The following is a 24414-nucleotide window of genomic DNA, read 5'->3' as shown; positions in this document are numbered from 1 at the left end:
GCGCGCGCGGTATCAGGCCGCAGCCTTCGCTTCCTTGCCGGTCCCGCGCAGGCGCCGGACGAGGCGGACGACGGCGACGTAGAGCAGCGGCACGAAGAAGACGCCGACGGCGGTGGCGGCGATCATGCCGCCCATCACGCCGATGCCGATCGAGTTCTGGCTGCCGGAGCCCGCGCCGGTGGCGACCGCCAGCGGCAGCACGCCGAGCACGAAGGCGAGCGAGGTCATCAGGATCGGCCGCAGGCGCTGGCGCGACGCTTCCAGCGTCGCCTCGACGAGGCCCTTGCCCTGCGCCTCCTGCTCGATCGCGAACTCGACGATCAGGATCGCGTTCTTGGCTGCGAGTCCGATCGTCGTCAGCAGGCCGACCTTGAAGTAGACGTCGTTGGTCTGGCCGAACAGCGTCGCCGCCAGCAGGGCGCCGAAGATGCCGATCGGCACGCACAGCATCACCGCGAAGGGGATCGACCAGCTCTCGTAGAGCGCCGCCAGGCAGAGGAACACGACCAGCATCGAGATGGCGTAGAGCGCCACCGCCTGGCTGCCCGAGAGCTTCTCCTGGAAGGAAAGCCCGGTCCATTCGTGGCTGAAGCCGGTCGGGAGCTGCGTCATCAGGCGGTCGACCTCGTCCATCGCCGCGCCGGAGCTGACGCCCGGCGCCGCCCCGCCCTGGATCTCGACCGCCGCCGCGCCGTTGTAGCGCTCGAGGCGCGGCGAGCCATAGGTCCAGCGGCCCGAGGAGAAGGCCGAGACGGCACCATGTCGCCGCTCTGGTTGCGGACGAACCAGCGCCCGACATCCTCCGGCTGCATGCGGGAGGCCGCATCCGCCTGGACATAGACCGACTTCACCCGGCCGCGGTCGATGAAGTCGTTGACATAGGCCGAACCCCAGGCGGTCGAGAGCGTGGTGTTGACGTCGGCCAGCGAGAGCGTCAGCGCGCTCGCCTTCTCCTGGTCGATCTCGACGGCGTATTGCGGCGTGTCCTCCTGCCCGTTCGGGCGGGTGCCGGCCAGGACCTTGCTCTGCGCGGCGAGGCCGAGGAGCTGGTTGCGGACCTGCATCAGCCGTTCATGCCCGGCCCCCGCGATGTCCTGCAGGTAGAAGTCGAAGCCCGCGGTGTTGCCGAAGCCCTGGATCGCCGGCGGCGCCAGCGCATAGACGGTGCCGTCCTTGATCGAGCGGAAGGCGCCCATGGCGCGCCCGGCGATGGCCTGGGCGGTCGCCTGCTTGCCGACGCGCGTGGCGAAGGGCTTCAGCCGCACGAAGGCGAGGCCGACATTCTGGCCCTGGCCGCCGAAGCCGAAGCCGGCGACGGTCAGCACGCCCTCGACAAGGTCCTTCTCGTTCTCGAGATAATGCTTCTGCACCTGGTCGAGCACGCGCAGCGTCCGGTCCTGGGTCGCGCCCACCGGCAACTGCACGCTGGTCAGCAGGATGCCCTGGTCCTCGTCGGGCAGGAAGGAGCTCGGCAGCCGCGCGAACAGCCAGGCCATGCCGCCGCCGATCAGCAGGAAGACGAGGAGGAAGCGCAGCGGCCGCGCGATCATGCCGGCGACGCCGGAGCGGTAGCCATTGGTCGTCCGCTCGAAATTGCGGTTGAACCAGCCGAAGAAGCCCTTGCGCTCGCCATGCTCGCCGACCGGCTTCAGGAGGGTGGCGCACAGCGCCGGCGTCAGCACCATGGCGACCACGACCGAGAGGATCATCGCGGTCACGATCGTCACCGAGAACTGCCGGTAGATCACGCCGACCGAGCCGCCGAAGAAGGCCATCGGCACGAACACCGCCGAGAGCACGGTGGCGATGCCGACCAGCGCGCCGGTGATCTCGCCCATCGACTTGATCGTGGCCTCCTTCGGCCCGAGCTTCTCCTCCTGCATCACGCGCTCGACGTTCTCGACCACGACGATGGCGTCGTCGACGAGCAGGCCGATGGCGAGCACCATCGCGAACATCGTCAGCGTGTTAATCGAGTAGCCCGCCAGCGCCAGCACGCCGAAGGTACCGAGCAGCACCACCGGCACCGCCAGCATCGGGATGAAGGTGGCGCGGATGTTCTGCAGGAAGACGAACATCACCACGAAGACGAGCAGGATCGCCTCGAACAGCGTATGCACCACCTTCTCGATCGAGAGGGTGACGAAGGGGGTGGTGTCGTAGGGATAGGTGACCTCGACGCCTTCCGGCAGGGTCTGCTTGAAGCGCTCGATCGTCGCCTGCACGGCCTTGGCGGTGTTGATGGCGTTGGCGCCGGTGGCGAGGCTGATGGCGAGGCCGGTGGTCGGGTGCCCGTTATAGCGCGAGGAGGTGTCGTAGCTCTTGGCGCCGAGCTCGACGCGGGCGACGTCGTTGAGCCGCACGATCGAGCCCGAGGAGCCGCTCTTCAGGATGATGTTCTCGAACTGGGCCGGGGTCTGCAGGCGCGAGGCGGCGGTCACCGTGGCGTTGAGCTGCTGGCCCTTGACCTGGGGCAGGCCGCCGAGCTGGCCGGCCGAGACCTGGGTGTTCTGGGCCTCGATCGCTGCGATGACGTCGCTCGGCATCAGCGCGTATTTGCGCAGATTGTCCGGGTCGAGCCAGATCCGCATGGCGTAGCCGGCGCCGAAGAGCTGCGTCGTGCCGACGCCCTCGACGCGCTTCAGCGTGTCGTTGAGCGTGGAATCGACATAGTCGGCGAGGTCGGTGGTGGTCATGCGCCCGTCGGTCGAGACGAAGGCGACGACCATCAGGAAGCCGGTCGAGGCCTTGGCGACCGTGATGCCGGTGCTCTGCACCACCGTGGGCAACTGGCGGGTGACGAGCTGCAGCTTGTTCTGCACCTGCATCTGCGCCACGTCCGGATCGGCCTGGCTGTTGAAGGTCAGCGTGATCTGGGCGTTGCCGGTCGCCGTCGAGGTGGCGGTCATGTATTGCAGGTTGTCGACGCCGGTCATGCCCTGCTCGATGACCTTGGTCACCGAATTCTCGACCGTCTGCGCGTCGGCGCCGGGATAGTTGGCGCTGATCTGCACGGTCGTCGGCGCGATCTGCGGATATTGCGAGATCGGCAGCGTCTGGAGCGCCAGCAGGCCCGCCAGCATGATGACGATGGCGACGACCCAGGCGAAGATCGGTCGCTCGATGAAGAAGCGCGACAGCATCGGATCAGTTCTTCGCGCTGTTGCCGGCGTCGAGCTCGGCCCGCCGGTTGGCGGATTTGAGCTCGCCCGTCGCCTCGTCGACGCTGACCTCGTTCGCGGTCACGACCTGTCCCGCCCGGACGAGCTGGCCGCCCTCGACGATCAGCCGCTCGCCGTCCTTGACGCCGCCATCGACCAGCCAGTTGTTGCCGACGCTGCGCCGCGTGGTCAGGACGCGCTCCTCGACCTTGCCGTCGGGGCCGACGAACTTGCCGGTCGCCTCGCCCTTGGTGTTGCGGCCGACGCCGCGCTGCGGCAGCAGGAAGCTGTTCTCGGCGATGCCCTCCTGGATCAGGGCGCGCACGAACATGCCCGGCAGCAGCAGCTTGTCCGGGTTGGGGAATTCGGCGCGGACGCGGAAGGTGCCGGTGGTCTCGTCGATATTGGCCTCGGCGAATTCGAGCTTGCCGGACTTGTCGTATTGCTGCCCGGTGTCGAGCTTGAGCTTCACCGCGACGCCGAGCCCGGTGAAGCGCAGCCGGCCCGCGGCGATGTCGTCGCGCAGGCGCAGCAGGTTGGTGCTGGACTGGGTGACGTCGACATTGATCGGGTCGAGCTTGCGGATCGTCGTCAGGGCGGTCGCCTGGTTCGCGGTGACCAGCGCGCCCGGCGTCAGCGCCGATTTGTCGATGCGCCCGTCGATCGGGGCCGTGACCTTGGTGTAGGCGAGGTTGATCCGCGCCGTCTCGACGCTCGCCTTGGCCGAGGCGACGTTGGCCTGGGCCTGGGCCAGCGTGGCGTTGGCGTCGTCCATGTCCTGCCGGCTGCCGGCATTGCGCTGGAACAGCTCCTGATAGCGGCTGGCCCGGACCTGGGCGTTGGTGACGGCGGCCTCCGCCTTGCGCTGCGCGGCGATCGCGCTGTCGAGCGCGGCCTGATAGGGGGCCGGGTCGATCTCGTAGAGCACGTCGCCGGCCTTGACGTCGCCGCCTTCCTCATAGAGGCGCGACTTGATGATGCCGTTCACCTGCGGCCGGACTTCCGCGACGAGGTTGGCGGCGACGCGCCCCGGCAGCTCGGCGGTGATGGCGACCGGCTGGGGATGGAGCACGACGATGCTGACCTGCGCCTGCGGCTGCATCGGCGGCGTCGCCGACTTCTCCTCGTTGCAGCCGGCCAGGGCCGTCGCGCACAGCAGAAGGCCGGGCAGGGCAAGACGCGGGGAGAGCTGGGCGCGCGCGGCCGACATGGAATGTCCTTCTTGCAGGCGGGCGAATCCTGCGTTCAATCCCCGATTGCGGCTACCGCGTCAATAAGGCGGAAAGCCGGTCGGGTCGCCGGCGTTCCCGTCGGAGCGGAAACCTAACGGTCGGGAAACCGGTCGTCGACCATGATCGAGCCGGGGGATGGGCGCTTCTCGATGGATCGTGTCATGATAGCCTGAGGATACGCCGCCGCATCCTGTTCAGCTTCGCGGCGGTGCTCGCGGTGATGTCCGCCATGGCGGTGCTGTCCTATTTCCGCTTCATCCGCACCGAGCAGGAAGCGCTCGCGGCGGATCTGCCGGTCGGGTTCCCGCAGCAGCGGGCCGTCGCCGATCCCGAGTGAGCCGGGAGGGCGGGCCGCCGCCGCCGAGGAACGAAACCCGCCGCGACGCAGCCACAAGGAGACGACCATGGACGATGCCCGGCGCTTTCTGTGCGAGGCGGTCGCGCTCGCGCAGGCCAATATCGAGGCCGGAGGCCGGCCCTTCGGCGCGGTGGTCGTCAGGGACGGCGCGGTCGTCGCGACCGGCGTCAACGCGATCGCGCGCACCAACGATCCCACGGCCCATGCCGAGTTGATGGCGTTGCGCGCCGCGGGCCGGGCGCTCGGCACGCCCGATCTCTCCGGTTGCATCGTCTATGCCAGCGGCCATCCCTGCCCGATGTGCATGGCGGCGATGCGGCTCGCCGGCGTGGAGGAGGTCTGCTTCGCCTATTCGAACGAGGACGGCGCGCCCTACGGCCTCTCCACCGCCGCGATCTACGCCGATCTGGCCCGGCCTTTCGCCGAACAGACGATGCGGATCCGCCATCTGCCGGTCCCTGCGGAGGAGGGAGCCAATCTCTATGCCGCCTGGAAGCGCCGGCAGGCCGGGGGAGCCTGACGCCGGGCGGGGCCCGTCCGGGCCTAGCCGCCGGGCGCGAGCGCCGCGTTCAGCTCCGCCGCCAGGCCGCCGTCCAGCGGCGCGCCGTCGCTCCAGCAATGGCGGACGATGGCGATCCGGCCCGCATCGATGAAGCTGTTCTCGTCGCCGGGGCGGCTCGTATGCGGCCGGCCGCGGCGGATGCGCCAGACGATCCTGCCGCCGTCATCCGCGCCGATATCGGCCGCGCCGGCGATCTTGTCTCGGCCGATCCTGGCCAGGCCGATCTGCGCCGGCAGCTCCTTCGGCAGGTTGACGCTGAGAAAGGTCCCCTCGCGCTGCCAGGCCGCGCCCCGCTGCCAGAGCGCGTCGATCAGGGCGGCGAGCGCGGCGACGTCCTGCTCGCCCGCGCTTCCGCCCTTGCTGCGGGAGAAGCCGACGGCCGGAATGTGCCAGAAGCTTGCCTCGCGCGCGATCGACAGCGTGCCGGAATAGGCGGCGTCCTCAGCGGCGTTGCGCCCGTCATTGACGCCCGACAGCACGAGGTCCGGGCGCCCGCCGTCCCGGAACAGCACCGTCATCGCGGCGACGACGCAGTCGGCCGGCGTGCCGTCGAGAGCGTAGACCTGTTCCGCGCGGCGGGTCAGCGTCAGGTCGCGGTCGAAGGAGAGGTGATGGCTGGCGGCGGTCCATTTCCGCTCCGGCGCCACGACCCAGATGTCGGAGGTCAGGCGGGCGGCGGCGCGCCGCAGCAGGGCGATGCCCGGAGCGTCGATGCCGTCGTCGTTGGCGATCAGGATGCGCATGATCAGATCTCGATGCTGTCGCCGGGCTTGAGATCGGCGACGAGGTTCGGAATGTCGGGGGCGAGCAGGCGGGCCGTCTGCGCGTCGCAGGAATGCGCGAGCACCCGCGCGGCGCCGCTCGCCGCGGCGAGGGCGGCGTTCTCCGGCAGGGTCGGATGGGTGGGGAAGCGCAGCCAGTCCGCCAGTCCGGCGGTGCGCATCGCGTCGGCCGGGCTGGCCTTGGGAATATGGCCGGTCAGCAGCACCGGATGCCCGACGCGACGCGCCTCCGCCAGCGCCGCCCTGGAGGGGCCGGCGAGCCCCATGCCGTCGTCGCAGAGCAGCGGCGCCGGCGGCAGCGGCCGGCCTTCCTCCCAGAGCTGCGCCGCGGCGAGGCGTGCCGCCAGCAGCGCCGCGATCCCGGGCTTCAGCCAGGCTTCGGCCGCGATCTGCTCGCTCAGGGCCGCGCGCATCGACGGGTGGATGGCGATCGGGCCCTCGATCAGGCCGATCAGCTCGACCGAGCGGCCGGAGAGCGGCGTCGGCAGCACGGCGCCCTGCGGATGCGCGGCGAGCCAGCGGCGGATGGCGCCGCCGCGCTCGGCGGCCGGGACGCGGTCGGCGCCATAGGAGGCGTCGACCAGCAGCAGGTCGCAGGGCGGCAGCGGGTCCATGGCGAAGACCGGGCTCGCCGGAACCACGTCGCCGCAATAGCCGAGGCTGCGGCCCTCCGCGCCGAGATGGCACCAGACGCCGCCGACGACATGGCCGCTGCGGCCCGTGCGGATCGCGAGCGGGCCGATGCCGAAATCCTGGCCGGCCGCGATGATCTCGGGCGCGATCCGCGCGGCGAGGGCGCATTCCTCCGGCGTCGCATAGGCGGCGAGCGTCGCGCCCATCTCCGCGGCGCTCTCGGCGGTCATCAGGACGCGGCCGGCGAAGCCGTTGGCGAGGCACCAGCCCAGCGCCGCGACATGGTCCTCATGCGCATGGGTCACGATGATCGCGTCGAGCCGGCGCAGCTCGTCGCGGCCGATCGCGGGATAATAGCCCAGACCGCGCGGGCTGCTGGTGTCGACGCCGACATCGAGCAGGATGCGCGTGCCCGCCTGGGCGACGCCGATGCAGGTGCGGCCCTTCTCGCCGACGCCGCCGTGAATCGTCACTTGCATAGGCTGGTTCTCACGCGACTTCGCGCAGGGCCCCGGCATCGGGGATGACCCAGCCGTCATGGATGGCGATGCGGACGGTGTCGCCCGGGGCGGCCGGAGCCGGTTCGTTGGCGTCGAGATGGAGCAGGGTATCCCCGGCGCAGGCGGGGCGCGCCTCGAGCCGGAAATGCCCGCCCTGGTAGGAGAGCCGCTCCACCGCCGCCGCGAGCCCGTCCTGCCCGGTCGCGGCGAGGCCGATGTCGCGGGCGCGCAGGCACAGCTTCGCCCCGTCGGTGACCGGCTGGTCCGGCCGGCAGCGCACCACGGCCTCCAAGCCGAGCACCTTGACCCGGCAGCGTCCGGCCTGCGGCGCGGACAAGACGGTGGCGGGCAGCACCATGCCCTCGCCGATGAAGCCGGCGACGGTGGCGTTGGCCGGCTCGCGGTAGAGCAGGGAGGGCGTGGCGAGCTGGAGCAGCCGGCCGCGATCCATCACCGCGATGCGGTCGGCCAGCGCCATCGCCTCGGCCTGGTCATGGGTGATGTAGACCATGGTGGTGCCGGTGCGCTCGTGGAAGCGGGCGAATTCGTCCTCCATCGCGGCGCGCAGATGCACGTCGAGATTGGCGAGCGGCTCGTCGAGCAGCACGAGCGAGGGCTCGGTGACGAGGCAGCGGGCCAGCGCCACGCGCTGGCGCTGGCCGCCCGACAGCAGGCCGGGCCGGCGCTCGGCGAAGCCGTTCAGCCCGACGAGGTCGAGCGCGGCCGCGACGCGCCGGGCCCGCTCGGGATCGCGCACGCCGGCCACGGTGAGCCCATAGGCGACGTTCTCCGCCACGGTCATATGCGGCCAGAGCGCATAGGACTGGAAGACGATGCCGAGCTTGCGGTGCTCGGGCGGGATATGGGTTTCGGCCGAGGAGACCAGGCGCTCGCCGATGCGGATCGCGCCGCCGTCGAGCTTGTCGAAGCCGGCGATCTGGCGCAGCAGCGTGGTCTTGCCGCAGCCGGAGGGGCCGAGCACGGCCAGGAATTCCCCGTCCTCGACGTCGATCGAGACATGGTCGAGGGCGAGATAGGAGCCGAAGCGCTTCTGCGCCCGGTCGATGGTCAGTCGCGCCACGGCAGGACTCCCTGGGGCAATCTCTGGGCGAAGAGGGTGGTCGAGAGCATGAGGCCGACGGTGACGAGCACGGTGATCGTCGCCAGCGCCGAGGCATAGGTCGAATCGCCGCCCTGCTCGAAGGAGAAGACGACGACGCCGAGCGTTTCCGCGCCCGAGGACCAGAGCAGCGCCGAGACCGTCAGCTCGTTGAAGGCGGTGAGGAAGATCAGGAGCGCGCCCGCCACCGCCGCCGGCGCGACCAGCGGGAAGATGATGGTGACGAGCCGGCGCGGCAGGCCCGCTCCCGCGACCTGGGCGGCTTCCTCCAGCGTGCGGTCGATCTGGAGATAGCCGCTGACGACCGGCCGCAAGCCCAGCACGAGGAAGCGCGCGAGATAGGCGAAGACGATGATCCAGACCGTGTTGTAGAGCGAGACGTTCAGCACCGGCAGCGGCTTGAGGAAGAGCAGGATCGCGGCGATGGCCAGCACCACGCCGGGCATGGCGTAGGGCAGCTCCGCGGCGAGGTTGAGCAGGCGCAGCGCCCGCGACCTCTTCCAGACGATGAAATAGCCGAGCGGCACGCAGATCAGCACGATCAGGAGCGCGGCGCCCGCCGACATCAGGAAGCTGTTGACGAAGGCGCGGCGCGAGGCGGCGTGCTCGATCAGCACATAGGCATAGTTGCCGAGCGTCGCCGTCGCGGCGTTGAGCGGCACGCCGAAGGCCGGGATCAGCGAGGTCGTCAGCAGCCCGAGGAAGGGCAGGGCGAGGACGAGGATGGCGAAGCTCCAGAGCAGGATCTCGACCGGCCGCCGCCAGCGGCCGAGCTCGAAGGGCCGGGCAGCGCTGGAGGTCGTGGTGATGCGGAAGTCGCGGCGGCGCATCATCACGTCCTGAAGCAGGATTCCGGCCATCGCGATGATGCCGATCAGCAGCGACAGGATGGCGACCTCGGAGAGCACGCCCGGCCCGAGCCCGGCGAGGCGCTGATAGATCAGCGTCGGCAGCACGATGAAGTTGCCGGGAATGCCGAGGAAGGCGGGGATGCCGAAATTGCCGAGGCAGGAGACGAAGCAGAGCGCGATGCCGGCGACGAGCGGCGGCGTCATCAGGGGCAGGACCACCGTCCGCAGCACCGTCAGCGGATGGGCGCCGGCGGCGAGTCCGGCCTCGATCAGCTCCTTGGGCAGCGCCCGCAGGCCGGCGCGTAGCGTCAGGAAGATCAGCGGGGCATATTGCAGCCCGAGCAGCAGGACGATGCCCTCGCGCGAATAGAGCGGGTTGCGGCTGCCGAGCGGCGGCGCCAGGCCGATCAGCTTGAGCAGCGTGCTCGACGGCCCGAAGAGCTGGAGCCAGGCCAGCGCGGTGACCTGCGGCGCGATCATCAGGGGCAGGACGAAGCAGAAGGTGAAGGCGTTGCGGGCGCGGATGTCGGTCAGGGTCGCGAGCAGCGCGACGGACCCGCCGACCAGCACCGCGAGCACGGTGCCGGAGACCGCCGTGACGAGGCTGTTCCAGGTCGCGGTCCAGGTCGTCGGGCTGGCCAGCACCTTGCCGAGCGCGGTCGCGGAGAGCTGGCCGCCCGGCGCCAAGCCCTCGACCACGAGGCGCCCGATCGGCAGGAGCGAGAGCAGCGCGACGAGGCCGACGAGCCCCCAGAGGAGGCCCGTCTCCTCGACGCGCGTGCGCAGCGTCGCGGTATCGGCGAGGGACATGCGCACCCGGCGTCTCAGTTGCCGAACAGGGTGGCGAAGCGGGCCTTGTCGGCCTCCGTCGCCTTGACCACGGCCGCGATGTCGGAGGGCATGACGTTGATCCTGGTGCCTTCCGGCAGCCAGGACGGCGAGCCGACACCGGGCTTCGCCGGGATGTAGCCCATCGACAGGGCAAGCTTCTGGCCCTCGTCGGAGAGGATGAAGTCGACGAAGGCCTTGGCGGCGGCCTCGTTGCGGGTCGTCCTGACGATGGCGACGGGCTCGGTCACGGCCGGCGCGCCCTCCTTCGGGAAGACGAAGTCGATCGGCGAGCCCTGCTTCTTGGCGTTGTAGGCCATGAAGTCGACCAGCACGCCATAGGCCTTCTCGCCGGTGGCGACGGCGCGCAGCACGGCGCCGTTGCCGCGCACCGCGACGGCCTCGTTGGCCTTCAGCCCCTCGAACAGCTTCCAGCCCAGGTCGGAGCGCGCCGTCATGGTCGAGAGCATGATCGCGGCCGCGCCCGAATAGAGCGGGCTCGGCATCGAGATCTGGCCCTTGTAGGCGGGCTTGTCGAGATCGGTCCAGGAGGTCGGCTTCTCCTTGGCGGCGGTGTTGTAGGCGATGCCGGTGGTGATCAGCTTCGAGCCGAAATAGGTCTTGTCCTTGTCGAAGGAGCCTTCCTGCAGGCCTTCCGTCTTCGCGCCGGGATAGGCGAGGAGCTGGTTCTGGCCCTTGAGGATCTCCATGCTCGCGGCATCCGCGATCAGCAGCACGTCGGCGCCGGGCTGGCCGGCCGAGATCTCCGCGGCGAGCTTGCCCATCACCTCGGTCGTGCCGGAGCGGAAGATCTCGACCTCGACATTGGGATAGGCCTTCTTGAAGGCGGCGGTGGTCTGGGCCGCGTCCTTCTCCGGCTGCGAGGTGTAGAGCACGAGCTTGCCCGAGGGCGCCTGCGCCAATGCCGGGGCGGTCGCGAGCAGCGCGCCCAGGGCGGCGGCTGCCAGAACGTTGCGTCTCGTCTGCGTCGTCATCGTGTTTCCTCCCATGATCGCCGTCGGCCTTATGCCGGTTGCGGCGGGCCGATCTTGCTTTTCCGATGGTCTATGGCCGGCAGTAAACGGTTTTGTTCGGCGGCGAAGACCTTTCCATCACAGGAGAACCTCGGGGTTCTCCAGCGCCTCGCGCAGCTCGGCCATGAAGCGCGCCGCGGCGACGCCGTCGACGATTCGGTGGTCCGAGGACAGCGTGAAGTTCGCCATCGGCCTGAGCACGATCTGTCCGTCCCGGCCGACCGGCTTGTCGAGCGTGCGGCCGACCGCGAGGATCGCGCCCTGCGGCGGATTGATGATCGCGGTGAACGAGTCGACGCCGTACATGCCGAGATTGGAGATGGTGAAGGTGCCGCCGCCGAGCTCGGCCGGGGTCAGCGTGCGCTTCGCCATGCCGTCGCGCAATCTGGCGAATTCACGCGACATGGCTGGCATGTCCATGGATGCGGCATCGCGCAGCACAGGCACCACGAGGTCGCCGTCGCGCTCCATGGCGATGCCGATGTCGATGCGCTCGTGGAAGCGGGTCGCCTCGCCCTCGGCGGAGGCGTTGATGACCGGATGGTCGCGCAGGATGCGGGCGGCGACGCGGGCGATCAGCACGGTGAGGCTGGGCTTCGGCGCGCCGATGCGCTCATGACGTCTGGCGAGGCGGCGCAGCAGCTCGCGCGCGGCGCTCATCTCGATCTCGGCGGTGAGGTAGAAATGCGGCGCCGTGCGCATGCTCTCGGAGAGCCGGCTGGCGACGATGCGGCGGATGGCCGAGAAGGGCTGCAGGCGGCCTTCGGAAGGGCTCGCGGCGGGGGCGGGCGCCGGACGCGCCTCCTGCGCCGGAATGCAGCGGGGCGGCTGCTCCAGATGGCGTTTCACATCCGCTTCGCCGATGCGTCCGCGCGGACCGGTGCCCGTCACGGCCTTGAGGTCGAGGCCGTTCTGGCGGGCGATGCGGCGGGCGAGCGGGGTCGCGCGCAGGCCTGATGCCGCGGAGGGGCCAGCGATCGCCGGAGACAGCGGCGCCTCGGCCGGCGGGAGCGATGCGGCGGCCGCCGGCTCGGAGGCGGCTTCGCCGTCGCGATAGATCCAGGCGACGGGGGTTCCGACCGCGATCGGCACGCCGGTTTCCGCCTTGATGTTGCGGATCGCGCCGCTGGCGGGAGCCTCGACCTCCATCACCGCCTTGTTGGTGCCGATCTCGAAGATCGTGTCGCCCTGGCGGACCTGGTCGCCCTCCTTGACGTGCCAAGTCTCGATCGTGCCGGTCTCCATGTCCATGTCGACCTTGGGAAGGATGACCTCGACCGGCATCAGGCTTCCCCGCGGCGGACGAGATTGGTTGCGGCGGCGACGATGTCGTCCTCCTGCGGCACGGCCGCCTTCTCCAGCACCGGATTATAGGGGATCGGCGCATCGGCGCCGCCGAGCCGGACGATCGGCGCGTCGAGGAAGTCGAAGACCTCGCTCTCGGCGATCATCGCCGAGATCTCGGCGCCGATGCCCATGGTCTTCACGCCCTCATAGACGACCAGCAGGCGATGCGTCTTGCGCACGCTCTCGGCGATGGTGGTGAAGTCGATCGGGCGGATCGAGCGCAAATCGATCACCTCGGCCGAGATGCCGTCCGTGGCCAGCCGTTCGGCGGCGGCCTCGGCCTTGCGGGCCATGATCGAGGAGCCGACGATGGTGATGTCGCTGCCCTCGCGGCGGATCGCGGCCTGGCCGATCGGCACGCGATAGGCCTCGGCGGGAACGTGGCCCTTGGTCTTGTAGAGCAGCTTGTGCTCGAAGATCAGCACCGGGTTGGGGTCGTCGATGGCTGCGAGCAGCATGCCCTTGGCGTCGTGCGGCGTGCTCGGCTGGAGAACCTTCAAGCCCGGCACATGGGCGAACCAGGCTTCCAGGCTCTGGCTGTGCTGGGCGGCCGCACCCGTGCCGGAGCCGCCGGGCAGGCGCACCACCATCGGCACGCTCGCCTTGCCGCCGAACATGAAGCGGATTTTTGCCGCCTGGTTGACGAGCTGCTCCATGGCGAGCGTGACGAAATCCGAGAACTGGATCTCCAGCACCGGGCGCATGCCGGTGATCGCGGCGCCCACCGCCGCCCCGGCGATGCCGAGCTCGCTGATCGGCGTGTCGATCACGCGCTCCTTGCCGAAGCGGTGGACGAGATCGCCGGAGACGCCGAAGGCGCCGCCATAGACGCCGACATCCTCGCCGAAGAGGAAGACGCGCTCGTCCGCCTCCATCGCCTGTCCGAGCGCCTCGCGCACGGCTTCGGCATAGGAAAGCTCGCGGATCTCGCTCACGGCTTCGAGCGTGTCAGAGGGCATAGACGTCACGGGTCAGGTCTTTCGGATCGGGGTCCGGGCAGGTGCGGGCGAACTCGACGGCGGCGTCGATCTCGCGCTGCGCATCCTCTTCGAGCTTCATCAGTGCGGCGGCGTCGAAGCGGTCATGCGCCTTGAGCTCGTCTTCCAGCCGCCGGATCGGGTCCTGGTTGCGCCATTCCTCGATCTCCTCCTTGGAACGGTAGAGATTGCGGTCGCTCTTGGAATGGCCGCGCCAGCGATAGGTCTTGCACTCGATCAGCGAGGGGCCCTCGCCGGAGCGGGCCCGCGCGATGGCCTGCTTCGCCACCGCCGCGACGCCGGCGAGATCGTTGCCGTCGAGGCAATGGCCGGGCATGCCGTAGGCGCTGGCGCGGTCGGCGACGTTCGGCACCGCCATGGCACGGCCGATATCCATCGACATGCCGTATTTGTTGTTCTCGCAGACGAAGACGACCGGCAGCTTCCAGATCGAGGCCATGTTCAGCGCCTCGTGGAAGGCGCCCTCGTTCGAGGCGCCGTCGCCGAAGAAGACCATGCAGACGCGGCCGTTCTTCTGCGCCTTGATGCTCATGCCGACGCCGACCGCGATCGGCAGGCCGCCGCCGACGATGCCGTTGGCCCCGAGATTGCCGCCCTCGACATCGGCGATGTGCATCGAGCCGCCGCGGCCCTTGCAATAGCCGGTCTCCTTGCCGAAGAACTCGGCGAACATCAGCTTCGGCTCGGCCCCGCGCGCGATGCAGTGGCCATGGCCGCGATGGGTCGAGAGGATGTAGTCGTGCGCCTCGAGCGGCAGCGTCGTGCCGACCGCGCTCGCCTCCTGCCCGATCGAGAGATGCATCGTGCCGTGGATCAGGCCGCGCATATAGCTCGCCTCGGCCGCCTCCTCGAACTTGCGGATCAGGTGCATCCTGGTCAGCGCACGCGCCACCGTCGCGTCGTCGAGCGCGGCGAGTTCCGGCCGCTGGTTCGGCTTCTGATGGGCGCTCATGCGGCGGCTCCGGAGGTCAGCGCGGCGATCATCGCGTCCTGGGCGCGGCGCACCGCGACGATCTTCAGCTTTTCGTCGGGGGAGGCGTCGGCCAGCGTGATCAGCTCGCCCTTGGCGACGGGGCGGGTCACTTTCGCGCCCTGGGCGAGGCCGATCGGCAGCGCCTGGCGCGCCTGGGCATCGGCCCGCGAGAGGGCGAAGCCGCGATAGCCGTATTCGCCGATGGCATCGAGCGTCTCGCCCACCGCGAGGTCGCGCTTGGCGATGCAGCCGACCTCGGAGGTCGGCACCGGCAGCGGGCGCATATGGCTCTGGTTGAAGATCACGGCGGCGGCGGCCGAGAGCGGCACTTCCAGGCTGGTCAGGTGATAGGGCCGGAAGAAGGAGTAGTACGGGCCGGGGCCGAGATGCAGGTCGCTCATCCGCTCGCGGACGCGGGGATGGCGCATCTCGGCGACGGCGAAGACGCCGGGCGCCACGCCCTTCGCCACCGAGAAATCGACCACGCCCTTATGCGAGAGCAGGCCGCCTTCCTCCTTCGGGCAGAAATAGTTCTGCAATTCGTCCTTCGGCGCGGCCGGGCCGTGCATGCCGGGGATGTCGGGAATGAAGCCGCAGGCATTGGCGATGGCGACCATCTCGACCATCGTCTTGGAGCCGTCGACGAACTCGACCAGCATGCGCGGGTTCATGTTCCGTCGCCTGGCTTCCTCCATATAGTCGGCGGGCACGGCGTCGATCCGGAACGGGTTGTTCTTGCCCTTGCCGGCCGCGACGACGGGATAGCCCATGGCCCGGATGAAGTTGATCAGCTCCATCGCGGCGGCGGGCTCGTCGCCGGCGCCGAGCGTATAGACCACGCCGGCCTTGGCCGCTTCGACCGCGAGATAGGAGCCGATGGTGATGTCGGCCTCGACATTCATCATCACGATATGCTTGCGCGCCGCGATCGCCGTCAGCGCGACGCGCGAGCCGGCCTCGGGATTGCCGGTCGCGTCGATGATGACGTCGACCGAGGGCGAGCGGCAGATCAGGTCGAGCGAGGCCGTCGCGGCGATGCGGCCCTTGCGACGCGCGGCGTCGAGCCCCGCCTCGTCCGACACCGAATCGACCTCGCCTTTGCGGCCGGCGAGGGCGGCGGCCTCGCTCACGCGGTCCGGCGCGATGTCGGCGACGGCCGCGATCTCGATTCCGTGCATCTGGGAGATCTGCACGACGATGTCGGTGCCCATCTGGCCGGCGCCGATCAGGCCGACGCGGACCGGCTTGCCGGCTTTCCCACGCAGGTCCAGCGCCTCCGCCAGGGACAGTCCGGCTGCCGGCGCGCCAATGAGCGGCTGGGTCAGGGTGGCGACCATGATCGCAGGAACTCCCTAGAACATATGTTATTTGATAGGCACAAAAGAACAGTACATTGATGCTGTCAAGGGCACATTTGTTCGAGGGTGTTGCTTTTCCCGGGGCGATGCTGCGATGCTGCGGCAGCGGTCGCAGACAGGGTGACGGATCGACGGTGGAAGAGGCATTCGACGCATCATCGGCCCCGGGCGAGGTGCCGGTCGCGGACGCGAAGGTCCGGGCCGCGTGGCTCTATTACGTCGAGGGGCTGACGCAGGAGCAGATCGCCGAAGCCCTGGGCCTCAGCCGCGTGAAGGTGGTCAGGATGCTGGCGGCCGCGCGCAGCGAGGGGCTGGTCAAGATCAGGATCGATGCGCGCTCGGCGCGGCAGGCCGGGCTCGAGCGCGGGCTGGTCACGCGCTTCGGCCTCGAGGAGGCCGTGGTGGTTCCGGCGGCGCGCGATGCGGCGAGCGTGTCGTCCCTGGTCGGCTATGCCGCCGGGCTCTGGCTCTCGGACAAGATGAGCGACGGCGTCTCGCTCGCCGTCGGCTGGGGCCAGACGCTGAGCCAGGCGCTCCGGGGCATTCCGCCGCGCCAGATCGAATCGATGTCGGTGGTCTCCCTGCTCGGCGGGCTGACCCATTCGCGCAGCATCAATCCTTCCGCGGTGGCGCGTCGCGTCGCGGACCTCTTCGGGGCCGACTGTTTCCAGCTCACGGCGCCGGTATTCGTGTCGAATGGCGAACTTAGGGACGCGCTCTGGCGCGAGCCGGCCTTGCGGGAGCTGCGCCAGCGCGCGCGGAATGCGGATATCGCCCTGGTGAGTGTGGGCGACGTCGTGGCGGGCTCGACCTTGTTCCGCGAAGGGCTGCTGCCGCAGTCGGACCTGGCCTCGCTGAAGAAGGCGGGGGCCGTCGGCGACCTGGTCTGCCATTTCATCGACGCCGCGGGGGAGCTGGTGGACCATCCGGTCAACCGGCGCGTCATGGCGGTCAGCCCCGCGGATCTGAAGGATATCCGGCTGGTCGCCATCGCCGCCGGAGGTGCCGACAAGGAGCTGGCGATCCGCGCGGCCTTGCGCGCGAGCGACGCCAAGGTCCTGATCACGGATGAAAGCGCAGCCGAGGCCCTGCTCAATGGCGGCCTTTCGGAACGCCGTTCGGAAGAGCGGCTGCGCGCATAACGGAGCCGGGAACGACATGGCCAATAATTTCGAGCAATTCGCGCGCAACTCCCTCCAGTTTCGCCCGTCCGATATCCGCCTCATGCTGGAGCGGGTGCATTCCCATGTGGTCAAGCCGCGCATGTCGGCCGAGGAGCTGCTCGAGGTCGTGCGCGGCCTCGGCTTCCAGACGGTCGAGGCCTTCGGCGATCAGATCGGCATCGAGCGGCGAACCGCCGAGAGCTGGGCCCGCTACGGGCTGTCGCGCGATGCGGCGCAGCTTCTGCTCGCGCTGCTGAACTACCGGCGGCGCCTGCTGGATGCGATGGACGATTTCGAGAAGACGACCCAGATTCCGCTCGACGGCTTTTTCGAGAACCAGCACCTTCCCTAGAACCCGCTGATCTTGCGCGGAAACAAGGAGGTCATCCCGGGTCAAGCCCGCGGTGACCCGCGGCGCCACGAAGATGCAGCAGGCTCTGGACCGGGTGTTCCGGTCCCGGAACCGGCATCGCCGGGGCCGCGGCTCAGTCGGGCAGGAGAGCGCGGATCTCCCGCCAGCTCTCCGCATCGGGCGCGCAGAGCAGCCCGGCCGGGCGTTCGGCAGGCGTGTAGGGCCGGCCGTCGAGCAGCCGCGCATGGCCGCCGGCCTCGCGGTGGAGCAGCACGCCCGGCGCATGGTCCCAGGGATTGAGCACGCCGTAGAGCAGGAATTGCAGGCGGCCCGCCGCCGCCAGCCGGTATTCCTGCCCGCAGCAGCGCAGCGAGCCGACTTCGAGGAAAGCCGGGAAGCGGCCGGGGATGGAGCTGCGCAGCGGCTCGGGGAAATACTGCCAGCCCGCCATGCCGTTCATGAGATGCGGCGCGACGGCGGGCGCCACGCGCAGATCCCGCTCCGAACCGTCGGCCTGGCGCAGCCCGGCGCCTTCGCCGCGCAGCGCCATCGCGCTGTCCGCGGCGACGGGATCGTGGATCACGGCCGCGACGGTCTCGCCCCTGACGATGACGGCCGCCATCACCGCAAAGAGCGGGAGGTCGCTGGCATAGTTCAGCGTGCCGTCGATCGGGTCGATGACGAAGGCGAGATCGGCCTGCGCGAGCGCGCCGAGCCGGGAGGGGTCCCTGGTGACGGCTTCCTCGCCGATCAGCGCGGCACCCGGAAAGGCTTTCGCCAGCGCGGCGCAGATGAAGCGCTCGGCCGCCTCGTCGGCCTCGGTGACGACATCGACCGGGTTCTGCTTGGCGCGGATATCGCCGGCCGCCAGGCGCCGGAAACGCGGCATCACCTCGCGGCGGGCGGCCTCGCGCAGGATGGCGTCGAGCCGCTCATGGTCTTGCCGGGTGAAGATCATCCGAGATCGAATTCGACGAGGATCGGCTGATGGTCCGAGGCCCGCGTCTCGATATCGTAGGTGATCGAGCGCGCCCGCGCGGCGAGGTCCAGGGTCGCCAGCACATAGTCGAGGCAGCCCGGCGGCCCGTAGGTCTGGTCGCAGATGAAGGCCGAGGGCGGATGCGGCTCGGTGCCCTTCAGCACCGGCCAGAGATCGACCAGCGGCGGCACGCCGTCCGGGAAGGGCGCGAGCAATTGCGCCAGCCCGGCATCGTCGGGCCGCATGTTGAAGTCGCCGGTCAGAATCGCGCTCGCCGTGTTCGGCGTCGGCGCATAGGTGTGCGGGCCGGGCGCACGCGGCGTCGCCTGCCGCGCGGCGGCCATGCGATGCAGGTGCCGGATGCCCTCGATCTGGGCCGCACGCAGCGCGGGCGAGGAGTATTCCAGATGGGTCGTCATCAGCCGGATCGGGCCGAACGGCGTCTCGACCATCGCCTCGACGAGCACGCGCGGCATGTTGCGCGTCGCCGCCGCCTCCCAGGGCAGGACATGGCGCAGCGCCTGCGCCACCGGCAACCGGGTCAGGATCAGGTTGCCGAAGCGCTTGCGGCCGCCTTCGCCATCCGGAATGTCGACGCCGATCGCCTCGATGGCGGTGAAGCCGGGCAGGAGTTCGCCGAACAGGGCAAACTGGTCGGTGCGGTCGTTGCCGTCCAGATCGGGGAAATTGGCCGCGACCTCCTGCAGGCAGAGCACGTCGAAATCCGCCATCTGCCGGGCGTGGCGGATGATGCGATGCGGATCGACACGCTCGTCGGTGCCGCGAGCCCATTGGATGTTCCAGGTGATCAGCTTCATCGGAATGCCGCTACTTGATGCCTGCGCGCATGAAGCTCTGCACGAACTGGCGCTGGAACAGCAGGAAGCCGACGAGCAGCGGCGCCGAGGTCATCAGGGTCGCGGCGCAGATCACCGCCCAGTCGATGCCCTGGTCGGCCGAGGAGAAGACCTGCAGGCCGACCGTCAGCGGACGCGATTCGACCGAGTTGGTGACCAGCAGCGGCCAGAGGAAGTTGTTCCAGTGATAGCTGACCGAGACGAGGCCGTAGGCGATGTAGGTCGGCTTCGCCAGCGGCACATAGACCCGCATCAGCACCTGCAGCGGGCTCGCCCCCTCGACGCGGGCGGCGTCGTCGAGCTCCTTCGGCACGGTCTTGAAGGTCTGGCGGAGCAGGAAGATGCCGAAGGCCGAGGCGATATAGGGCAGGGCGATGGCGGGGATGGTGTCGATCAGGTTGACCTTGGCGAGGGTGCGGTAGTTCTCGACGATCAGCGCGTCCGGCATGATCATGAGCTGCGCCAGGATCAGCACGAAGGCGATGTCGCGGCCCCAGAAATCCTGCCGCGCCAGCGCATAGGCCGCGAGCGTCCCCAGCACGATCTGGAAGACGAGGATCATGGTGACGAGGATGAAGGTGTTGAGGAAATAGCGCGCGAAGGGGGCGGCCGCCCAGGCGCGCGTGAAATTGTCCAGCGTCAGCGGCGCGGTCAGCACGAAGCGCGTGGTGTACTCGGCCGGATGGACCGCGGCCCAGACGGCATAGGCGAGCGGCAGCACCCATAGGAGCGCGAGCAGGATCGCGCCGGTCGATTCCAGCGTGAGCGCGAGGCCTTTCGGGGCGTAAGGATCGGCGCGCGTCGCGGTCGGGGCGGGGGGCGTCGGGGCGCTCATTGGTAGTGCGTCCTGCGTTCGAGCCAGCCATACTGGACGAAGGCGACCAGCGCCAGCAGCACCAGCAGCACGCAGGTCAGCGTCGCCGCATAGGCCGTGTCCCAGAAGCCGAAGCCGACCTGGTAGATGTAGTAGAGCAGCAGCGTCGTGGCATTGTCCGGCCCGCCGCGCGTCATCACCACGATATGGTCGACCATGCGGAAGGCGTTGATGACGGCGTTGATCAGCACGAACAGGGTCGTCGGCATCAGCAGCGGGAACTGGATGCGGCGGAAGAAGGTCCAGCGCGAGGCGCCCTCGATCGCCGCCGCCTCGCCGAGGCTGGGCGGGATCGCCTGCAGCGCCGCGAGGTAGAAGATCATGAAGAAGCCGGCTTCCTTCCAGATCGCGACGATGGTGATGGCATAGAGCGCGGTGTCCTGCGAGCCCAGCCAGTTGGTCGAGCGCGCGCCGAACAGGCCGGTGATCTGCTCCAGCAGCCCGTATTGCGGCGTGTAGAAGAACAGCCAGATATTGGCGACGGCGATCATCGGCAGGATCGTCGGCGTGAAATAGGCCATGCGCACGAGCGTGCGCCCGGCGATCCGGTCGTTGACCCAGACCGCCATCAGCAGCGCCAGCGCGATCGAGGTCGGGATCGTGCCGAGCGCGAACCAGAGATTGTTGCTCAGCGCCTTCCAGAAGATCGGGTCGGCCAGCATCTGCTCGTAATTGTCGAGGCCGATGAAGCGCGCCGGGCGGCGCGCCTTCGGTGTCGAGTAGAAGCTCTCGATGAAGCTCGCGAGCGCGGGCCAGTGCGTGAACAGGGCCAGGCACGCCATGGCCGGCAGCAGCAGCAGCCAGCCATGGATCGTCGCGGTCGCGCGGTTCGTCATCGGGCGTGCTGCGCTCAGCGATAGGGCTTCAGGATGCGCTCGGCCTCGGCCTGCGCCTCCTCCATCGCCTTCTGCGGCGTCTTGGTGCCGGTCAGGGCCGCCTGCAACCCGTCGTTCAGCGCCTTGGTGACGCGCTGGTTCTCATGGGTCGAGAGCTCGGCCACGGCGCTGGAGAGCTGGTCGCGCGCGACGATCGCCTGCGGGAAACCGGCGACATATGTCTTCATCGCCTCGGTCTCGTAGGAGGCCGGCGTCACGCCGACATAGCCGGTGTCGATGCTCCACTGGGCGGCGCGCTCGGGCGTGGTGATCCAGCGCACGAACTTGAAGGCGGCTTCCTGCTCGGCCCTGGTCGCCTTCTTCGACAGATAGAAATTGCCGCCTCCGGTCGGGCTGCCCGGCTTCTTGCCGGCCGGCAGAACGCCGACGCCGAAGGGGAACTTGGCGTTGGCGCGGACATTGGTGAGGTTGCCGGTGGTGGTCCACATCATCGCGACCTTCTTCTCGAAGAAGTCGCGCGGCGTGGTGCCCCATTCGACGATGCCGGGCGGATGGACCTTGTATTTCTGGGAGAGGTCGACCCAGTACTGCAGCGCCTCGATCACGGCCGGATTGGCGTAGTCGGTCTTGTCGCCGGCGCTGTTGGCGAGGATCGCGCCGGCCTGCGTCGTCAGCCCCTGGAACAGCCAGTAGGGGAAGCCGGAGGAGGGGATCTGGATACCCCATTGCGTGACGTTGCCGGAGGCGTCGCGCTTGGTCAGCTTCTGCGCGAACTCGACCTGCTCGGCCCAGTCCTTCGGCGGCTTCTCGGGGTCGAGCCCGGCCTCCTTGAACAGCTCCTTGTTCCAGTAGAGCACGACCGTGGAGCGCTGGAACGGGATGCCCCAGGTCTTGCCGCCGGTCTGGCTGTTCTCCATGAAGCCGGGATAGAAGCCGGCGAGCCACTTCCTGTCCTCGTCGGTCTTGATGAAGTCGTCGAAGGGCACGATCGCCTCTTCGTCGATCAGCGTGAACATGTCGGTCGAGAGCAGCACCGAGAGCACTGGCGGCGTGCCGCTCTTATGCGCCGTCAGCGCCTTGACGATCGTCTCCTGATAGGTGCCGGCATAGATCGGCTTCACCTTGACGCCGGCATTGTCCTTCTCGAAGCCGGTGGCATAGGCGTCGATCAGCTTGGTGATCGGGCCGCCGACCGCGACCGGATAGAAGAAGGAAAGCTCGGCGCCCTGCGCGCGGGCGATGCCCGGCAGCGCCGTGGCGCCTGCGAGCGCCGCCGCGCCGCCCAAGAATTCACGTCTGTCCATGATGTCCTCTCTCCCTTGCTGGGATGGTTCGAGCGTCCGACTCTCGCGGCCGGTTCAGTTGCGAACCACCTTCCGTTCCGACGCCTGGTCGAACCAATGCAGCGCCGCCTGTGACAATCTGATGTAGACCGTCTCGCCCGCCGTCGCACGGATCTTGCCGGGGCGCTTGACGATGAAGGAATGGCCGTCGACGCGCGTCTCGATCAAAGTGTCGGCGCCAAGATATTCGGCGGTCACCACCTCGGCCGCGATGCCATTCTCGCCGATTTCCGTCATTTCGGGGCGGATGCCGACAGCGAGCCCGGCCGGATCGAGCCCCGGCGGCGCGGCGAGCGTGCCGCCGCGCGCCTGCACGGAAGCGAGCGGCAGCACGTTCATCGGCGGCGTGCCGACGAAGCGGGCGGCGAAGATCGTCTCCGGGTTCTCGTAGAGGGCGTCCGGCGCGGCGTCCTGCTCGATCTTGCCGTTGCGCATCAGCACGACCTGGTCGGCCATCGTCATCGCCTCGACCTGGTCATGCGTGACATAGACCATGGTCATGCCGAGACGCTGCTGCAATTCGCGGATCTCGCGCCGCATCTCGACGCGCAACTGGGCGTCGAGATTGGAGAGCGGTTCGTCCATCAGGCAGACCGGCGCCTCGGCGACGATGGCGCGGCCGAGCGCGACGCGCTGCTGCTGCCCGCCGGAAAGCTGCGAGGGCTTGCGGTCGAGCAATTTGGCCAGCCCGAGGATCGAGGCGGCGCGGGCGAGGCGGGCGTCGCGCTCGGCGCGCGACACTTTCCGCACCTTCAGCCCGAACAGGATGTTCTCGGCGACGCTCAGATGCGGAAACAGCGCGTAGTTCTGGAAGACCATGGCGATGCCGCGCTTGGAGGGCGGGGCACGGGTGACGTCGCGCCCGCCGATGGCGATCGTGCCGGCGCTGGTGTCCTCCAGCCCGGCGATCAGCCGGAGCGTGGTGGACTTGCCGCAGCCGGAAGGGCCGAGCAGGGCGACGAGCCGCCCTCCCTCCACCGTGAAGCCGATGCCGTCGACGGCGGCCGCACCGCCCCAGCTCTTCGACACGTCCTTGAGCTCTACCGAAACCATTCGCGACCCGGCCGTTCCAGAGATCTATCCTGAGCCGGCGCAAGGATGTGCGGCTGCCGGCTCTTCGCGGGGCGGAGCTTGACGGCAAAACCGGCGCGGAGACAAGAGCGGGCCCGGCGCCGGACGGCCGTCCGGCAGGTGAGGCGGTCTGTCGCAGGCTGCCGGCCATGCCGGCTTCCGCCGCGAGCGCGGCAGGCGCAACGCGGGCGCCCGCGCCGGCGCGAGGCTCCGCGAAGTGGCTTCCGGGGCGGAACACCCTACTTTCACCCGGGGCCGTGGCGGTGTAGGTCGAAGCCGCAGCGGCCCAGACCGGCGATCCCCGAAAGCGAGTTCGATCATGGAGATGAAGGCTTCCGCGTTTCCGCCCGCTCAGGGCAGCCTGGCGGCGAAGGCCCTTTCGCTGGCCGGAGGCGCCGCTTTCGCAGCCGGCGAAGGCGATCTGTTCGATCTCGACGGCGTCACCTTCGCCGTGCCCGGCCGCACGCTGCTGGAGCCGCTGAGCCTTACCCTGCCGGCGCGGCGGGTGGTCGGGCTGATCGGGCACAACGGTTCGGGCAAGTCGACGCTGCTCAAGCTGCTCGCCCGCCAGCAGGCGGCCACCGGCGGCACGGTCCGCTTCGAAGGCAAGGCGCTCGAGGCCTGGAACGGCCGGGCCTTCGCGCGCAAGGTCGCCTATCTGCCGCAGCAGACGCCGGCCTCGTCGGGGCTGCTGGTCAAGGAGCTGGTCGCGCTCGGCCGCTACCCCTGGCACGGCGCGCTCGGCCGCTTCGGCGCGAAGGATCGCGAGAAGGTCGCCGAGGCGATGGCGCTCACCGATGTCGAGCCGTTCGCCGAGCGGCTGGTCGACACGCTCTCGGGCGGCGAGCGCCAGCGCGCCTGGCTGGCGATGCTGGTGGCGCAGGACGCCGAATGCCTGCTGCTCGACGAGCCGACCTCGGCGCTCGACATCGCCCACCAGATCGAGGTGCTCTCGCTGGTGCGCCGCCTGTCCGCCGAGCGGGGGCTCGGCGTCGTCGTCGTCCTGCACGACGTCAACATGGCGGCCCGGTTCTGCGACGAGATCGTCGCGCTGCATTCCGGCAGGATGATCGCACGCGGCGCGCCGGACGAGATCATGACCTCGCAGCAGCTCGCCCGCATCTACGGCGTGGCGATGAGCGTGATCGCCCACCCCCAGACACAGCGCCCGATCGCGCTCCCAGCCTGAGCGCGGTCGCCGC

General features: G+C 69.3%; 20 protein-coding genes and 1 pseudogene. 4 read left to right on the top strand and 17 right to left on the bottom strand.

From position 1 onward, the window contains the following. Window positions 1-12: 12 nt before the first annotated feature. Both ACWH43_RS14865 and ACWH43_RS14860 read right to left on the bottom strand, forming a co-directional pair. A pseudogene (locus ACWH43_RS14865) lies at window positions 13-3140 on the bottom strand (efflux RND transporter permease subunit). A 7-nt stretch (window positions 3141-3147) separates the two neighbouring features. Then, on the bottom strand, window positions 3148-4371 hold the full coding sequence (locus ACWH43_RS14860) for an efflux RND transporter periplasmic adaptor subunit (protein WP_448153531.1): 1224 nt from the start codon (window positions 4369-4371) through the stop codon (window positions 3148-3150). A 426-nt stretch (window positions 4372-4797) separates the two neighbouring features. Between ACWH43_RS14860 and ACWH43_RS14855 the strand changes: the two genes are divergently transcribed. Then, the gene (locus tag ACWH43_RS14855) at window positions 4798-5271 is read left to right on the top strand and encodes a nucleoside deaminase (protein ID WP_158445142.1); all 474 of its coding nucleotides are present in this window, start codon (window positions 4798-4800) and stop codon (window positions 5269-5271) included. Between the two features lie 23 nt (window positions 5272-5294). Here the strand turns inward: ACWH43_RS14855 and ACWH43_RS14850 are convergent, their stop codons facing one another. From ACWH43_RS14850 to ACWH43_RS14810, 9 genes are all read right to left on the bottom strand, one after another. Then, window positions 5295-6056 carry a 5'/3'-nucleotidase SurE gene (locus ACWH43_RS14850; protein ID WP_158445143.1) on the bottom strand — a complete coding sequence of 254 codons (762 nt, stop codon included), beginning with the start codon at window positions 6054-6056 and terminating at the stop codon, window positions 5295-5297. 2 nt (window positions 6057-6058) lie between these two features. Continuing rightward, the gene (locus ACWH43_RS14845) at window positions 6059-7207 is read right to left on the bottom strand and encodes an MBL fold metallo-hydrolase (protein ID WP_260347904.1); all 1149 of its coding nucleotides are present in this window, start codon (window positions 7205-7207) and stop codon (window positions 6059-6061) included. Window positions 7208-7217: 10 nt separating this feature from the next. Then, window positions 7218-8309: an ABC transporter ATP-binding protein gene (locus ACWH43_RS14840; RefSeq protein ID WP_158446320.1), complete on the bottom strand. Its 1092-nt coding sequence runs from the start codon at window positions 8307-8309 to the stop codon at window positions 7218-7220. Next, window positions 8297-10009, bottom strand: coding sequence for an ABC transporter permease (locus ACWH43_RS14835; protein ID WP_158446321.1), 1713 nt, complete (start codon window positions 10007-10009; stop codon window positions 8297-8299). Before ACWH43_RS14835 ends, ACWH43_RS14840 begins: the two co-directional genes overlap by 13 nt. 14 nt (window positions 10010-10023) lie before the next feature. Beyond that, on the bottom strand, window positions 10024-11022 hold the full coding sequence (locus ACWH43_RS14830) for an ABC transporter substrate-binding protein (protein WP_158446322.1): 999 nt from the start codon (window positions 11020-11022) through the stop codon (window positions 10024-10026). Window positions 11023-11139: 117 nt separating this feature from the next. Beyond that, window positions 11140-12345: a dihydrolipoamide acetyltransferase family protein gene (locus tag ACWH43_RS14825; protein WP_158446323.1), complete on the bottom strand. Its 1206-nt coding sequence runs from the start codon at window positions 12343-12345 to the stop codon at window positions 11140-11142. Next, window positions 12345-13367 (bottom strand): alpha-ketoacid dehydrogenase subunit beta, encoded by a 1023-nt coding sequence (locus ACWH43_RS14820; RefSeq protein ID WP_158446335.1) that lies wholly within the window; start codon window positions 13365-13367, stop codon window positions 12345-12347. The genes ACWH43_RS14825 and ACWH43_RS14820 overlap by 1 nt, the downstream gene beginning before the upstream one ends. Next, a complete protein-coding gene (locus tag ACWH43_RS14815) occupies window positions 13357-14358 on the bottom strand; it encodes a thiamine pyrophosphate-dependent dehydrogenase E1 component subunit alpha (protein WP_158446324.1) in 1002 nt (333 codons plus the stop codon). The genes ACWH43_RS14820 and ACWH43_RS14815 overlap by 11 nt, the downstream gene beginning before the upstream one ends. Then, a complete protein-coding gene (locus ACWH43_RS14810; protein WP_158446325.1) occupies window positions 14355-15716 on the bottom strand; it encodes an NAD(P)H-dependent oxidoreductase in 1362 nt (453 codons plus the stop codon). Before ACWH43_RS14810 ends, ACWH43_RS14815 begins: the two co-directional genes overlap by 4 nt. A gap of 155 nt (window positions 15717-15871) precedes the next feature. On the opposite strand from ACWH43_RS14810, the gene ACWH43_RS14805 reads away from it, so the two are divergent. Beyond that, entirely contained in the window at window positions 15872-16879 is a 1008-nt protein-coding gene (locus ACWH43_RS14805; protein WP_377785405.1) for a sugar-binding transcriptional regulator, read from the top strand. Between the two features lie 16 nt (window positions 16880-16895). Continuing rightward, window positions 16896-17252 (top strand): hypothetical protein, encoded by a 357-nt coding sequence (locus ACWH43_RS14800; protein ID WP_158446326.1) that lies wholly within the window; start codon window positions 16896-16898, stop codon window positions 17250-17252. Between the two features lie 133 nt (window positions 17253-17385). Here ACWH43_RS14800 and ACWH43_RS14795 read toward each other — a convergent pair whose 3' ends face one another. The 6 genes from ACWH43_RS14795 to ACWH43_RS14770 are packed head-to-tail and all read right to left on the bottom strand — an operon-like array spanning window position 17386 to window position 23194. After that, window positions 17386-18210 carry an inositol monophosphatase family protein gene (locus tag ACWH43_RS14795; RefSeq protein WP_158446327.1) on the bottom strand — a complete coding sequence of 275 codons (825 nt, stop codon included), beginning with the start codon at window positions 18208-18210 and terminating at the stop codon, window positions 17386-17388. Beyond that, window positions 18207-19049 carry an endonuclease/exonuclease/phosphatase family protein gene (locus ACWH43_RS14790; RefSeq protein ID WP_158446328.1) on the bottom strand — a complete coding sequence of 281 codons (843 nt, stop codon included), beginning with the start codon at window positions 19047-19049 and terminating at the stop codon, window positions 18207-18209. Before ACWH43_RS14790 ends, ACWH43_RS14795 begins: the two co-directional genes overlap by 4 nt. Before the next feature lie 10 nt (window positions 19050-19059). Beyond that, on the bottom strand, window positions 19060-19923 hold the full coding sequence (locus tag ACWH43_RS14785) for a carbohydrate ABC transporter permease (protein WP_158446329.1): 864 nt from the start codon (window positions 19921-19923) through the stop codon (window positions 19060-19062). After that, window positions 19920-20798, bottom strand: a complete 879-nt coding sequence (locus ACWH43_RS14780) for a carbohydrate ABC transporter permease (protein WP_158446330.1) — start codon at window positions 20796-20798, stop codon at window positions 19920-19922. The genes ACWH43_RS14785 and ACWH43_RS14780 overlap by 4 nt, the downstream gene beginning before the upstream one ends. Before the next feature lie 14 nt (window positions 20799-20812). Next, on the bottom strand, window positions 20813-22102 hold the full coding sequence (locus ACWH43_RS14775) for an ABC transporter substrate-binding protein (protein WP_158446331.1): 1290 nt from the start codon (window positions 22100-22102) through the stop codon (window positions 20813-20815). Window positions 22103-22156: 54 nt separating this feature from the next. After that, on the bottom strand, window positions 22157-23194 hold the full coding sequence (locus tag ACWH43_RS14770; protein WP_158446332.1) for an ABC transporter ATP-binding protein: 1038 nt from the start codon (window positions 23192-23194) through the stop codon (window positions 22157-22159). A 343-nt stretch (window positions 23195-23537) separates the two neighbouring features. Between ACWH43_RS14770 and ACWH43_RS14765 the strand changes: the two genes are divergently transcribed. Continuing rightward, the gene (locus ACWH43_RS14765) at window positions 23538-24401 is read left to right on the top strand and encodes an ATP-binding cassette domain-containing protein (protein ID WP_158446337.1); all 864 of its coding nucleotides are present in this window, start codon (window positions 23538-23540) and stop codon (window positions 24399-24401) included. The last annotated feature ends 13 nt before the right edge of the window (window positions 24402-24414 follow it).

This window comes from Allobosea minatitlanensis, from assembly GCF_964020775.1.
Note: the sequence above shows the minus strand (reverse complement) of the source record. Positions and strands in the feature narration are given on the sequence as shown.